Origin of the sequence: Mycoplasmopsis mucosicanis, from assembly GCF_006546935.1 — a bacterium.
Lineage (GTDB): Bacteria > Bacillota_I > Bacilli_A > Mycoplasmatales > Metamycoplasmataceae > Mycoplasmopsis > Mycoplasmopsis mucosicanis.
In genome coordinates this window covers 42,512-56,031 of sequence record NZ_SMDN01000008.1, presented here as the reverse complement: position 1 = coordinate 56,031, position 13,520 = coordinate 42,512, and the positions used below count along the sequence as shown (strand labels likewise).

Sequence of the window (13,520 nt, the reverse complement as noted above, 5' to 3'; positions counted from 1 at the left end):
ATTTGAAACTCTTCATTGTCTTGAAACCAATTCTTTTTTAACTTTCATATATTAATTATACCACATTTAAGTATATAAGTATAAAAAATATATATTTTTATATTTTTATAAATAAAAATATAGAGCCACAGAGGGCTCTACTTTTATACTTAAAGTGGGAAACGCAGGTTAAACTCTTTTTGTTTAAATGCAATGAAGGAATTTGAATAGTTTTTTGACTTGCGAGATTGTATTTGAAAAAGTGTTCAAGTGAAAATAACTTATTATTTTTTGACATATTATTATAAGTATACATTAATAGTGTAAATGTTATATTCATTTAGTTTTGAGTTAAAAAAAATGACCTATAAGGTCATTTTTGAGTATAGTAATTAAAGAATAAAGGAATTAAACTAGTTCAATAATAGCCATTTGTGCAGAGTCACCTTGACGAGCAACAAGTTTATAAATACGTGTGTATCCACCGTTTCTTGTAGCATATTTAGGCGCAATTGTGTCGAATAAGTATTTTAAAACGTTTTGTTCTTTATTAACAAGAGTTGGACGAAGAACAGCAGCAACTGCACGACGATTTGCAAGTGTTGGTTTTTTTGCTTTTGTTATTAATTTTTCAGCATGACGACGTAGTTCTTTAGCACGAGTTAAAGTTGTAGTGATACGACCATGTGCGAATAATTCGCTAACCAATGTACGCATCACACCTTTTCTTCATTTTGTATCACGACTGTAAATTTGTGTTGGATTTGCCATTTTATTCATCTCCTTTGCTTAATTCGTAATCATATTCTTTTAGTTTTGCGACAATTTCATCTAGAGATTTTTTACCTAAGTTTTTTGTATTTTCAAGTTGTTCATATGTCATTTCAGCAACTTGAGATAAAGTTACTTTTCCAATTCTTCTTAGAGCGTTCAATGAACGAACTGATAAGTTTAGTTGGTTGATATCTAAATCGTTTTCTTCTTTTTCAATTTCTTTTTCTTTTACATCGTTTTTGAAAACATTTTCAAGTGCCATTTCATCAACATTTCCAATAACTTTAAAGTGAGCTACTAGGATTTCACATGCTTGTTGAATAACTTGTTTTGCTCCTACAGTTCCATCTGTTGTTATGTTGAATTCTAATTTTTCTTCAATGTCGTGTGATGCAGAGTTTAGTTCTGAAACACTATAACTTACATTTTCAATTGGACTAAAATTTGAATCTGTAGCTATAATTGCACCTTTTTTGATGCTTGATTGAATACGACTTAAAAAGTTTGTAGAACTTACAAATTTTTTGTTTTTGTCACTTGAAACATATCCTCTACCAGCTTTTAGGAACATTTCTAAATGTAATGAACCTTTTGCACTTATAGTAGCGATATGAACTGATTTAGATGTAATTTCAATGTTTGAGTTAACGATTTCTAAGTTTCTTGAAGTCACGCTTCCAGGTTGATCAGCTTTCAAGACAACTTTAATTATTTCATCATCACCAACTAATTCAGGTTTGTATTGGAATCTAACTTTACGTAAATTCATAATTAATGATGTAACATCTTCAACTACACCATTAATGTTTTCAAATTCATGTTCTACACCCTCAACTTTTATAGCAAACATCGCTAATGATGTGATATTTGATAATAAAACTCTTCTTAGAGGTACTGCAATTGTTTGACCAAAACCTCTTTCAAGAGGTTTAATTGCAAAAGTTGTTGTATTAATATCTTTAGCACTTGAATTAATAGTTTCAACTTGTGTGTAGCTTAATTTGGCCATTTTTTCCATATTAATTTATCTCCTTAGGTTTAACTATCTCATTTTTTCGCGTTTAAGAACACGTTTTGGAGGTCTTGTACCGTTATGTGGTACAGGTGTAACATCCTTAATTTCAGTAACTGTGATACCTGAAACTTCAATTTGTTTACGTGCAGCATCTTTACCAGCACCTAAACCTTTAAGTTCAACTCTAACTGATTTCATTCCACGTTCTTTAGCTGATTCGGTAGCAGCTTGAGCGGCTAAACCTGCAGCATAAGGTGTTTTTTTCTTAGAACCTTTATAACCAATAGCCCCTGATGAAGATCATGCAACTACGTTTCCTTGTTCGTCAGTGAAGGTAACAATTGTGTTTTGGTTAGTTGAGTGAATGTGTGCGATACCATTAACTACTAATCTTTTTTTAGTTTTTTTAACTTTTGTATTTGTAGCCATTATTTACTCCTTCTAATTATTTTTTCTTACCTGCGACTGTTTTTCTAGGACCTTTACGTGTACGAGCATTTGATTTTGTTGATTGACCTCTTACAGGTAGACCTTTACGGTGTCTCATACCACGGTAGCATTTGATTTCCATTAAACGTTTAATGTTTAATGATACTTCACGGTGTAAATCACCTTCAGTTTGATAGTCTCTAGCAGCTTCACGGATAGCTGATAATTGTTCTTCAGTTAAGTCTTTTACTCTAATGTTTTCGTCGATTTTTGCTTTTGCAAGTATTTCTTTTGCAATGCTTGGACCAATTCCGTAAATGTAGGTTAATGAAACAACTACACGTTTATTGTTTGGTATTTCAATGTTTAAAATTCTAGCCATTTATATTCCTATCCTTGTCTTTGTTTGTGTTTTGGTTGGACACAGATGATTCTGATAATTCCTCTACGTTTGATAACACGACAATCTTTGCACATTCTTTTTACACTAGCTCTTACTTTCATGTTTTCTCCTTACTTGTGTCTGTAAATAATTCTTCCTAGTTGTAAGTTATATGGACTAATTTCTACATCCACTGAATCACCAGGCAATATTCTTATGTGATTAACACGCATTTTGCCTGAAATATGAGCTTTAATTACTACACCATTTTCTAGTTCGACTTCATACTCGTCGGTTGAAAAGGCTTGTTTAACTATTGCTTTAAATTTAATAGCATCTTTTGCCATTTAAATTCCTTTCGTCAATATAACACCCTTGCCATTACGAATCAAAACTGTGTGCTCATAATGTGAATTGTTCAAACCGCTAGCGCTAACAACAGTTCAACCATCACTAAGCACTTTGATTCGAGCGTTTTTTTGCATAACCATTGGTTCAATGCATAAAACCATACCGTCTTTTAATAAAGGTCCTTTTCCAGGAACTCCATCATTAAAAACATTTGGATCTTCATGCAGATTATAACCAATACCATGTCCGCAATATTCCGACGGGGTATAAAGTTTATTTTTTTTAATTACTTGACCAACTGCATATGAAATGTCGCTAACTCTCGCACCTGGTTTAATTGCTTTTACACCAGCTTCAAAAGCTTCTTTAGCAACATCAATTAATTTTTGGTCACTGTGCGATATTTTTCCTACGCCTTTAGTGAAAGCGCTATCGCTATTCATTCCTTTGTAAATACAACCTAAATCACAAGAGACAATATCGCCTTCTTTTAATTTGTACTCACTTGGAATACCATGGATCAATTCTTCATTCACAGAGATGCACATTGTGGCCGGAAAGCCATATAAACCTAAAAATGCGGGTTTAGCACCTCTTTTTTTTATTTCATTAAAAGCTATTGAATCCAGTTCTTTTAATGAAACACCTGGTCTTATAGAGTCATAAATTACTTGTTTAACTTCTGCCAGGATTTGGCAAGATTTTGTGATATTAGTAATCTCTAATTCATTTTTAATGTGAATCATCTTGCCTTCCTTAATATGTTATAAAAATAACATTTAAATTTTAACATAAAAAATTATTTTGTAATGTGTTTTTTTCATTTTTAATATGTTCATTCTTGGGAAAAATCAAAATTTGTATTTTTTTATTGTTATAAAAGTCTTAAAGTACTCAAAAATGTGTATATTGGTAAAATTCTGCACATAAAACATTTTTTAGAAGCCAACAAAAAAAAGTATAATTTTGTATTATTTTAAATAATAATATTTTGTCTTTATTAATAATTCATAAACAAATAAAAACAAAATAATTACAATTTTGTGATTGATTTTTGATATTAAAATTGCTGATAAAGCTTCAGAATTAAATATTCATGAAGAAGCATATTATGAATTAATTTATCAAGTTAAAAAAAGCAAAAAGTGATTTTTTCCACATTTTTTATCAATAAAAACTAATTTTTTGCAAATTTCTAAGTAAATTTTTATGTTGCAATCATAAGTTTTGAAATTTTAATGTATATTTAGTTAAAGATTTATTGAGGTGAATGTAGTGAACAAAAAATGTAAATTAATATTAAATATAGCAGTTCCAATCATTTCGTTGTCAACGACATCGACTGCTGTGTCTTGTGTTGATAAAGAAACTAATTCAAATCAAAAAGATATTATTGATGCATTAAAACTAACTCCGGGTATAAAACAAGGTAATAGTGAGCAACAAAAAGAGATTATCGATGCATTGAAACTAACTCCAGGTATAAAACAAGGTAATAGTGAGCAACAAAAAGAGATTATTGATGCATTAAAACTGACTCCAGGTATAAAAAATAACAATAAAGACAATACAAAACCGCCTTTAACTGAAGACAGAAAATTAGAACCACAGAATGATCGTTTAAATAATAGAACTAAGGAAATAAAAAATACAAATTTAGGTAAATTTCTTGAAAAAGAAGGTGTAGTTAAGACATTATTTTTAAAAGATGTAAAGCCAAATTTCAGTGAATTTACACACTTTATTGATGAAAATGACGAAATTGATACATGAGTATATGGACACAACAATCGTGATGAAGGCTGATTTGATATAAATAAAGAATTTGGACGTGGAGATAATTTTCTTTGTGGTGCTATTGTTGTTGTAAATGCTTTGCATTATTGAAGTATTCAAAATAAAGAATATTTAGATAAGTATTTAAGCATAGATGACAAAAAAGGTGTAATTTCATTTAAAAATTCAACTAGTGATATAACAATTGATTTTAGAAACTTAAATATATTTATAGAGCGTCAAGGCGGCGATGGCATAAAAACATACAGAGATGATAGTAAATTATTCGAATGAATTAAAAGTGATTATGGTGGTGAAGCAGATAAAAGAACTGGAAAAGGTTTTGTTACTCCCTTTAAATTATTTGATGAATTAATTAATGGATATCGATATTTTCGTAAAGGTGGTAAGTCACAAATACAAAACAATCCAAGAGATTGAAGAGAAGATGCTAATTGAAAAGGCTTCTTTAAAGATGTTTTTGGAAGCAATATTCTTTCAAATAAATATTCTTTTAGAAACGGTTCAGATGCAAAATATTTGAGTGATAAACTAAAAAAAGAAATTTTATCTAACACACCGTTAGGAATTTCACATACTTATGGTTCAGTAGTTGTAAATCACATCATCAATATTTGAGGTGCTGATTTTGATAAAGATGGTATTTTGAAGGCTATCTATGTAACAGATTCTGATGACCCGTTTGCAAAATTTAAAGAAAATGGTATAGAGAAAAGACTTGCTATAAAACGTTATAAAGTAGACTTTAATGCAGCAAAAGATAAGATTTATATAGGTGCTAAAAAGAATAATGAGACTGAAGCGCTAGATATTTACACATTTGGTCTAGGTACTTCATTTTGACAGGATTATTTCAAAAAGATTGATAAAAAGCAATAAAAAAACAACTTATCTTATTTATAAGTTGTTTTTTTGTTCATTGCTTGAAGCAGAATTAAGTGGTAAATTGAACATTTTTGTGATTATTTCATCAGTATCTTGTGTTTCATATGCTTCAGCAAGATAAACGACATTATTTTCGTTAACCAACATATGATATTTCAATAAATTACTTATTTTCTTTGACTTTTTTTAATTTATTTTTTTGAGAAATATAAAGTCCAAAATCAATACGAGCAGTCAATAAATTCATTGAAATACTCATAATTACTGTGGTTGCAAAAGCAATTAAAAGCCTTCATGTTAAGTGTAAAGATGATAAGGAAGTGAGTATTATTATGTTAAAAAGTAGCGCGAAAGGAACAACAAAATTAATGCTTTTGAAAGGTAAAAGTTTTAATCAAATTAATAAAATACAGCACAAAATTGTTGCTAAACCAATACAAATTGGAACACTAATTATTATACTTACATTGGTAATGGTTTGATTTAAAAAGTCATTTGTTGAACGGCTTCAAAATAATACAAAAGGAAGAACTTGTGTTATTGAAATGTAAAAAACTGCTCATAAAGGTGAATATTTGCTAGTTTTATTCATATTTTTGACGTTTGGTTGTAATTAAGAGAATAAATTCAGATAAAGGAAGAGTTGAGGTTTTATCTTGTCCATATTCTCTAAATGAAATGGTTTTGTCATTTTGCTCATTATCACCTAAAATTAACTGAATTTTAGATTTTGAAGTTTGTGCATCACGAATTTTTTTGTTGAGTCTTTCATCACGATCATCGATTTTTACTCTGAAATTTAACTCGTGCAAAACATTTTTTATTTCTTGTGCATATTCAATATTTTTGTCTAAGTTGACTGGAATAATTGTAAGTTGTTTAGGTGCAATTCAGAAAGGAAGAACACCTTTTGATTGTTCAAGTAAAATTGCAACAAAACGTTCATAAGTACCAATCAATCCTCTGTGAATCATAACTGGACGAGCATCAGCACCGCTTGCATCAGTGTATGTTAGATTGAATTTTGAAGGTTGCAAGAAGTCGAGTTGAATTGTTGCTACTGTAATTTCATGACCTAAGGCAGTGTGTATTTGAATGTCAATTTTTGGACCATAGAATGCAGCTTCACCTTGCATAACTTTATACTCAACACCAAGTGAATCAAGAGCATCTTTAAGCATTTTTTCACTTTTATTTCACATTTGCTCATCGTCAAAATATTTTTCTTTGTCTTCTGGATCTCTTAATGAAAGGGAAATGTAGCTTATTTCTATTTTGAAGATATTGAGAGTTTCTTTAATTTGTTTGTACATATGTACAATTTCTTCGAAAATTTGATCTTCACGAACATACAAGTGTCCTTCGGTTAAAAGCATTCCACGTACACGTTCTAGACCAGTTAGTGCTCCAGATTTTTCATATCTATATAATTGCGACTGTTCTGAGTAACGAATTGGTAAGTCTCTATATGAACGTTTTTCAAGACCATAGCAAATATTGTGGTGAGGACAAGTCATTGGACGAGGTATTAAACGTTCTTTTTCAACAATTAAAGGTGCGAACATATCATCTTTATAGTGAGCTAGGTGACCTGAAATTCGATAAAGTTCTTCATTTCCAAAATGTGGAGTAAGGACTTCTGTAAAACCGTATTTACGGTCCATTTTGAGTACTAAATTTTTAATTTCATTATGGATATACATTCCATCTTCAAGTCAAATAGGAAAACCTTGACCAGTTAAAGGATGCATTGCAAAAATTTTGAGGTCTTTACCTATTTTACGATGATCTCTTTCTTTTCTATCTTTTAATATTGCTAAATAAGCTTCTAATTCACTTGCACTTTCTCATGCTGTTCCATAAATTCGAGTTAGTTGAATATTATCCGAATTACCTCTTCAATATGCACCGGCCAATGATAAAAGTTTGAAATGTTTTAGTTTCTTTGTATTTTCAATGTGTCCACCTGCACAAAGATCTTTAAAAACATATTCCTTGTTTAGAGGATCTTGCAATGCATAAAAAGTTATTTTTTCACCACGCGCTTTAAGTTCATCATAAAGTTCTTTTTTGTATGGTTTATTGCTAAAATCGTATTCACTTTCATCAATTTGAACAGTAACTAAATTACGTGAAGCTAGCTTTTTCATCAATCGTTCAATTTTGTTTAACTCTTGGTCGCTTAAAGGTTGCTCAAATTCAAAATCATAATAAAAACCTTCATCAGTAGCGGGTCCAAAACCTAATTTCACGTTTTTATATAATTGTTCTACTGCTGCTCCTAAAAGATGTGAGCATGTATGATTTAATAATTTGTCTGCGTTAATTTTCATTTTTAACTCCTAAAAACCCATTTTTTTAGCTAAATCCGCAACTATTGGACCACAAATCATTTTTGCATTTTCTGCACCTTTTGCAGTGATTTGTTCAATATTTTGTTTAGCATTTTGATAGTTTGCTTGAATTTTTATCAACTCATCTTTGACTACTTGTGCAACTGCTGTTTTAAACTCAACATAGTTAGCTTCCTTGAATTTTTGTTCAGCTTGTTCAAGAGAAATGTCACACAAAGCTGCATAAATATTGAGTAAATTAACAACTCCTAATTTATGCTCTGCAATATAAACCTTATTCTCTGAATCGGTAACTGATTTCATTATTTTTTTGTATGCAACATCTGGATCATCGTGTAAGTAAATTGTTCCCTTTGAACTTTTGTCGCTTTTTGACATTTTTACGCTTGGATCACTCAATGATTTTACTCGAGCGCCTACTGGTGGAATTATGCCTTTAGGTAATTTGAAATTTGTTTTGTAATTTTTGTTGAGTCTTGATGCAATTGTACGTGTAAGTTCCATATGTTGACTTTGATCTTCTCCAATAGGTACAACATCCGCGTTATAAATCAAAATATCAGCAGCCATCAAGACAGGATACATCAATAAACCAACAGGGATTTTTTCAGTACCGTTGTCTTGACGCATCATTTTTATACTTTTGTCTTTAAATTGAGTCATTCTGTTTAACTCACCTAAAGAAACTTCGCTTGTCATCAGTCATTGTGCATAGGCGTGTTCAAAAATTTGTGATTGATAAAAAATGTTTGCTTTGTTTGGATCAAGTCCACATGCAATGTACATTGCAACTATTTCTTCACGTGCCTTCTTGTTTTCAATTGGATTTACGCTACCAGTAGTTAGTCCATGTAAGTCCGCAACAAAATAATATGCATCATAATCATCTTGCATTTTGACAAAATTTTTCAATGCTCCAATGTAATTTCCTAACGTTAAATCGCCAGTTGGTTTTATTCCGCTTATTAATCTTTGTTTCATATATTCCTCTAATCAAAAATTATTAAAATTATATATTAGTTATTTAAATGTATAATTATTTTATGACTACTAAAGACAAAATCAAAGTTTTTTTATTGACAATATTTACTCTAGGATTCTGTTGATTGCATTGATGAAGAGTGAATAAACATCAACAAGCATTGGTTCAGGGAACTAAATCAACAAGCGTTTCTGAAGGTAAATTTAATGAGTTGATTGAACTTTTAGGCGGTATTGAAAATGTTGTTTCAATGCAAGCTAGTGGTTCTAAATTAAATGTTAAAATCAATAATGCAAAATTAGTAAATCAACAAGCAATTCTAGATTCAAAAATAGCTTCTGGTGCATTAATTTCTAGTGAAAAAGTTAGTTTAATTTGTGGTGTATATTCACAAGCTTATGTTGATAAATTTAATAAGTAAAATTGACAAAAATTACAAAAATGAATAACAAAAATAAGCAAAATACTGATTTTTGCTTATTTTTGATTATTTATCTTGTATTGCATCGATTGCTGGAAGATGATGTTCAAGTAAGTATTCTTGACTAGCTCCTCCACCTGTAGAAACGTGATTAATTTTATCTTTAAAATTGAATTTTTCACTAGCTGAAATTGTGTCTCCGCCACCAATAATTGTGTATGCTTGAGAAGACGCTAATGCAAGACCTATTGCTTTAGTTCCTGCTTCACCAAATTCTTTTTCAAACACTCCTAAAGGACCATTTCAGTAAATTAATTTAGCATTTGCAATGTGTTTTTCATAAAGTTTAATAGTTTTAGGACCAACATCAATACCCATTTTATCTTTATCAATATCGAATGAATTTGAGTATGTTCAAGTTGTGTCTTCGAAGTTATTTACCATTGCGTGATCTTGTGGAATTATAAATTGAGCAGTAGATTTTTCCATTAATTCTTTAGCAAATTCAATGTACTCGTCTTCAACAAGTGATTTACCAATTTCAATTCCTTTAGCTTTCAAGAATGTATAAGCCATAGCACCACCGATAAGGATTTCATCGGCTTTTGTACTTAATTTTGTTAAATATGAGATTTTATCTTTAACTTTAGCACCACCAACGATTGCTAAAAATGGTTTTGTGTCTTTGCTAAATGCATCATCGAATGCTTTAAGTTCTTTTTCAACAAGAAAACCTACACCAGTTTCAGCAATTCTTGAACTGATACCAACATTTGATGCATGAGAACGGTGTGCTGTAGCAAATGCATCATTAATAAATACATCACCAAGAGCAGCTCATTGATCTGCTAATCATGAAGCATTTTTGCTTTCAGCTTTTTCGTTTAAGTCTTCAAAACGTGTATTTTCGACTAAAACTACATCTTTATTTTGCATTGCATCAACTGCTTTTTTTAGTCCTTCACCACTTGTAAAAGGAACAAAAATAACTTTATGATTCAATAGTTTTTCTAATTCTAATGCTACAGGTTTAAGTGATTTTGATGCCTTATCTTCTTCAGTTTTGATTCTGCTTAAGTGAGAAAGAAGTATAACTTTTGCGTTATTATCAATTGCATATTTAATTGTGTCTAATGCTGCAACAATTCGTTCATTTGATTGAATAATTCCGTTTTTGATTGGTACATTAAAGTCCACACGAATTATTACTTTTTTATTGTTTAGATCTATGTCTCTTATTGTTTTTTTCATAACATCTCCTTAGTGTCTTTATTATATAAAATTGGTAGAAGTTGTTATTGAGATATAAAAAAATATATGCAATTATTACCATAGAAAATTGCATATATTTTTTTCCTTATTTACACGTTTTTGAGTACTTTTAGGTAAAAACAAAATTATTCAACTGCTATAACATCCAAAAATGTTTCAAGCTCTAAAGTTGCCTTACCAATTAAAAAACCATCTATTTCTTTGATCTTTGCTAATTCTTTGATGTTGCTTGCATTTACTGAACCACCATAGATGATTCGAGTATCAGGAGAAGTAATTGAGCGAATGTAGTTGGCCATTTCATTTAAAAACTCACGAGATGCAGAATGACCTGTACCCATGGCTCAAATTGGTTCATATGAAATTACGACTTTACTTAAATCTAAGTCTTTTGAAGAGGCTAATATTTTATCTCGAACAACTTCTTTTGAGCGTCCTTGTTGATATTCTTCAAGAGTTTCGCCAAAACAAATTAAAGGAGTAATACCATATTCGAGTGCAGCTTTTGCTTTTTCGTTTACATCTTGTGATGTCTCATAATGATATTTTCTGCGTTCAGAGTGGCCGACAATTACATATTTAATATCAAATTCACTCAACATTTCAGCAGAAATATCGCCTGTATAGGCCCCTGCATGAAATTGTGAAACATCTTGTGCAACTAAAAGCAAATTGTCAATCTTATTAAATGCTACGTGAGCTGCTAAATTAATTGGTGGTAAAGCAATTCCTATTTCGTTTGCTTCGACTGCTTGACGATATAAAAGGCTTGATTTTATTCTTTTTTTGTATTCAACATTAAATTTTTCAAATCATTTTGCACTTTCACCAAATGTTTTATTCATTTTTCAGTTAGCAATAATAATTTTGTTCATTTTTACTCCTAGCTTAACAATTTTGTAAATTCTTCTTCATCAATAATTTTTATGTTTAATTCGCTTGCTTTTTGTTTCTTGCTTCCTGCATCTTCGCCGCATAATAAATATGAAGTTTTTGATGATACAGAACTAGAAACATTTCCACCATTTTGCTCAATTAATTTTACATAATAATCTCTGGAATTGTTCAATTTTCCGCTAATAACAAAAGTTAAGCCTTCTAATACATTACTTTTGTGCAAATTAACATTTTTGTATTTAAAAATTGCATCAAAATAAAGAATAAGTTCGCGATTTTTTGTTTCACTTAGTCAATTGTTCAATGAATCTAGTATTTTAGGACCTATATTATCAATATTTTGTAATTTAGATAAGTTGTTATCTGCAATCAAATCGGTAAAATTATTATAGTTTTTACTTATTAATTTAGATGCACGAGCACCAATATGTTTAATTCCTAGCGCAAATAAAACTTTAGATAGTTCACTATTGATTGAATTTTCAATATTTTTTAATAATTTCGTTGTTTTTGTTTCTCCATAACGACTGAGTTGCATAATCTTGTCTTTGTGTTGCTTAAGTGTAAAAATATCTTGAATATCACACAATAAACCTTCACGGAATAAGTCTTTAACAGTGCTTAAACCTAGTCCTACAATATTGAGTGATTTGCGTGAAGCAAAATGAAAAATTTTATTTATCTTCATTTCTGGACAATTTTCATTTATACATCATTGATCAATAAAGCCCTCTAATTCAACTAATTTACAATTGCAACTAGGACAATTTATAACTTTAGGAAACACAAATTCACTGTTTTTGAGTGCTAATTCAATAACTATTGGAATAATTTCACCAGCTTTTATCATTTTTACATCGTCACCAATATTAATTTTCATTTGCTCAATAAAATTGTAATTATGCAATGTTGCGAATTTTACAATTGTTTGGTTTAGTTCTACTGGTTCAACTTGAGCAACATAGGTAATTTTCCCTGTTCGACCTACTGTTGAAGTAATTTTAAGAATTTTTGATATTGCCGATTCTACATCGTATTTAAATGCAATTGAGTGTTTAGGAAATTTTGCAGTTTTACCTAATTTATCTCAGTATGATAAATTATTCAATTTTATGACTAGTCCATCTGCATCATAGTCTAAATTTTGTTTTATTTCAGCAAAGTTTTCGATTTCATCTTCGAGTTCTTCAACTTCTACAATTTTTCAATTAGGATTAGTTGGAATATTGAGCGAAGAGATGAATTGTAATGCTTGTTTTTGGCTCGTGATATTGTGTTTTTGTGGTTCTACTAATTCATAAAGATATGATTTTAAGCCTCTTTGTGCAACAATATTTGCATCTAATTGACGCAATGTTCCACTGGCTGCATTACGCGGATTTGAAAAAACTTTTTCGCCCAAAACACTCATTTTTCTATTTAATTCGTAAAAATTTGCCTTAGGCATAAACACTTCACCACGAACTTCAAGATCTGCTAAATAATCAATGATTTTTGGTATAGAAGATATCTGTAAAATATTCTCAGTAACATCCTCACCTTCAACTCCATCACCACGTGTCAAAGCTTGAATTAAATATCCGTTTTTATAATGCAAAGCAATACTTAAACCATCAATTTTAGGTTCCAAACAAAAATCAATTTGTTCAGCAGGCACAATTTTATTAATATTTTCTATAAATTTAGTTATCTCATCAAAATTGTAGGCTTTTGCAAGAGAAAGCATAGGTATTTTGTGTACAACTTTACTAAACTTACTGCTAAATATTGAACGACCAGCACCAACTTGATTTGTTGGCGAATTTGGATGTTTAAATTGTGGAAATTTAGCTTCAAGTTCTTCTAATTCTTTAAGTGCTTTGTCATACTCAAGGTCTGATACGCTTGGATTATTCTCAATAAAATACTCATAATTTCACTTGTTAATAAGTTCAGTAAGCTCATAAATTCTTTTTTTCATAACACCCCTTTTTTCAGTATTT

Annotated in this window: 16 protein-coding genes; 3 read left to right on the top strand and 13 right to left on the bottom strand. The window is 30.1% G+C overall.

Annotated elements, in window-relative coordinates:
• Nucleotides 1-387: 387 nt before the first annotated feature.
• Genes rplQ through map form a run of 7 tightly spaced genes read right to left on the bottom strand, consistent with a single transcriptional unit; the run spans nucleotide 388 to nucleotide 3,676 of the window.
• A complete protein-coding gene (rplQ, locus tag E1I18_RS02670) occupies nucleotides 388-750 on the bottom strand; it encodes a 50S ribosomal protein L17 (protein WP_141484056.1) in 363 nt (120 codons plus the stop codon).
• A gap of 1 nt (nucleotide 751) precedes the next feature.
• Nucleotides 752-1,771 (bottom strand): DNA-directed RNA polymerase subunit alpha, encoded by a 1,020-nt coding sequence (locus tag E1I18_RS02665; protein WP_141484055.1) that lies wholly within the window; start codon nucleotides 1,769-1,771, stop codon nucleotides 752-754.
• Nucleotides 1,772-1,795: 24 nt separating this feature from the next.
• Nucleotides 1,796-2,197: a 30S ribosomal protein S11 gene (gene rpsK / locus E1I18_RS02660; RefSeq protein ID WP_141484054.1), complete on the bottom strand. Its 402-nt coding sequence runs from the start codon at nucleotides 2,195-2,197 to the stop codon at nucleotides 1,796-1,798.
• A gap of 16 nt (nucleotides 2,198-2,213) precedes the next feature.
• Nucleotides 2,214-2,579: a 30S ribosomal protein S13 gene (gene rpsM, locus E1I18_RS02655; RefSeq protein WP_141484053.1), complete on the bottom strand. Its 366-nt coding sequence runs from the start codon at nucleotides 2,577-2,579 to the stop codon at nucleotides 2,214-2,216.
• 8 nt (nucleotides 2,580-2,587) lie between these two features.
• Nucleotides 2,588-2,701: a 50S ribosomal protein L36 gene (gene rpmJ, locus E1I18_RS02650; RefSeq protein ID WP_029608718.1), complete on the bottom strand. Its 114-nt coding sequence runs from the start codon at nucleotides 2,699-2,701 to the stop codon at nucleotides 2,588-2,590.
• A 9-nt stretch (nucleotides 2,702-2,710) separates the two neighbouring features.
• Nucleotides 2,711-2,926, bottom strand: coding sequence for a translation initiation factor IF-1 (infA, locus tag E1I18_RS02645; RefSeq protein ID WP_141484052.1), 216 nt, complete (start codon nucleotides 2,924-2,926; stop codon nucleotides 2,711-2,713).
• A complete protein-coding gene (gene map, locus E1I18_RS02640; RefSeq protein ID WP_141484051.1) occupies nucleotides 2,927-3,676 on the bottom strand; it encodes a type I methionyl aminopeptidase in 750 nt (249 codons plus the stop codon).
• Between the two features lie 529 nt (nucleotides 3,677-4,205).
• On the opposite strand from map, the gene E1I18_RS02635 reads away from it, so the two are divergent.
• A complete protein-coding gene (locus tag E1I18_RS02635; RefSeq protein WP_235888480.1) occupies nucleotides 4,206-5,606 on the top strand; it encodes an IdeS/Mac family cysteine endopeptidase in 1,401 nt (466 codons plus the stop codon).
• 18 nt (nucleotides 5,607-5,624) lie between these two features.
• Here E1I18_RS02635 and E1I18_RS03825 read toward each other — a convergent pair whose 3' ends face one another.
• Nucleotides 5,625-5,759: a hypothetical protein gene (locus tag E1I18_RS03825; protein WP_268926451.1), complete on the bottom strand. Its 135-nt coding sequence runs from the start codon at nucleotides 5,757-5,759 to the stop codon at nucleotides 5,625-5,627.
• 185 nt (nucleotides 5,760-5,944) lie between these two features.
• On the opposite strand from E1I18_RS03825, the gene E1I18_RS02630 reads away from it, so the two are divergent.
• Entirely contained in the window at nucleotides 5,945-6,163 is a 219-nt protein-coding gene (locus tag E1I18_RS02630) for a hypothetical protein (protein ID WP_141484049.1), read from the top strand.
• A 33-nt stretch (nucleotides 6,164-6,196) separates the two neighbouring features.
• Here E1I18_RS02630 and thrS read toward each other — a convergent pair whose 3' ends face one another.
• Nucleotides 6,197-7,945, bottom strand: coding sequence for a threonine--tRNA ligase (gene thrS, locus E1I18_RS02625; RefSeq protein ID WP_141484048.1), 1,749 nt, complete (start codon nucleotides 7,943-7,945; stop codon nucleotides 6,197-6,199).
• 9 nt (nucleotides 7,946-7,954) lie between these two features.
• Nucleotides 7,955-8,947: a tryptophan--tRNA ligase gene (gene trpS, locus E1I18_RS02620; RefSeq protein ID WP_141484047.1), complete on the bottom strand. Its 993-nt coding sequence runs from the start codon at nucleotides 8,945-8,947 to the stop codon at nucleotides 7,955-7,957.
• Between the two features lie 62 nt (nucleotides 8,948-9,009).
• Here trpS and E1I18_RS02615 point away from each other — a divergent pair, with 62 nt between their 5' ends.
• Nucleotides 9,010-9,369: a PTS transporter subunit EIIB gene (locus E1I18_RS02615; RefSeq protein WP_170218525.1), complete on the top strand. Its 360-nt coding sequence runs from the start codon at nucleotides 9,010-9,012 to the stop codon at nucleotides 9,367-9,369.
• Nucleotides 9,370-9,435: 66 nt separating this feature from the next.
• On the opposite strand, the gene E1I18_RS02610 is transcribed toward E1I18_RS02615, so the two are convergent.
• From E1I18_RS02610 to ligA, 3 genes are all read right to left on the bottom strand, one after another.
• Nucleotides 9,436-10,620: a phosphoglycerate kinase gene (locus tag E1I18_RS02610; protein ID WP_141484045.1), complete on the bottom strand. Its 1,185-nt coding sequence runs from the start codon at nucleotides 10,618-10,620 to the stop codon at nucleotides 9,436-9,438.
• 146 nt (nucleotides 10,621-10,766) lie between these two features.
• A complete protein-coding gene (gene tpiA / locus E1I18_RS02605; RefSeq protein WP_141484044.1) occupies nucleotides 10,767-11,516 on the bottom strand; it encodes a triose-phosphate isomerase in 750 nt (249 codons plus the stop codon).
• Between the two features lie 8 nt (nucleotides 11,517-11,524).
• On the bottom strand, nucleotides 11,525-13,498 hold the full coding sequence (ligA, locus tag E1I18_RS02600; RefSeq protein WP_141484043.1) for an NAD-dependent DNA ligase LigA: 1,974 nt from the start codon (nucleotides 13,496-13,498) through the stop codon (nucleotides 11,525-11,527).
• Between the last annotated feature and the right edge of the window lie 22 nt (nucleotides 13,499-13,520).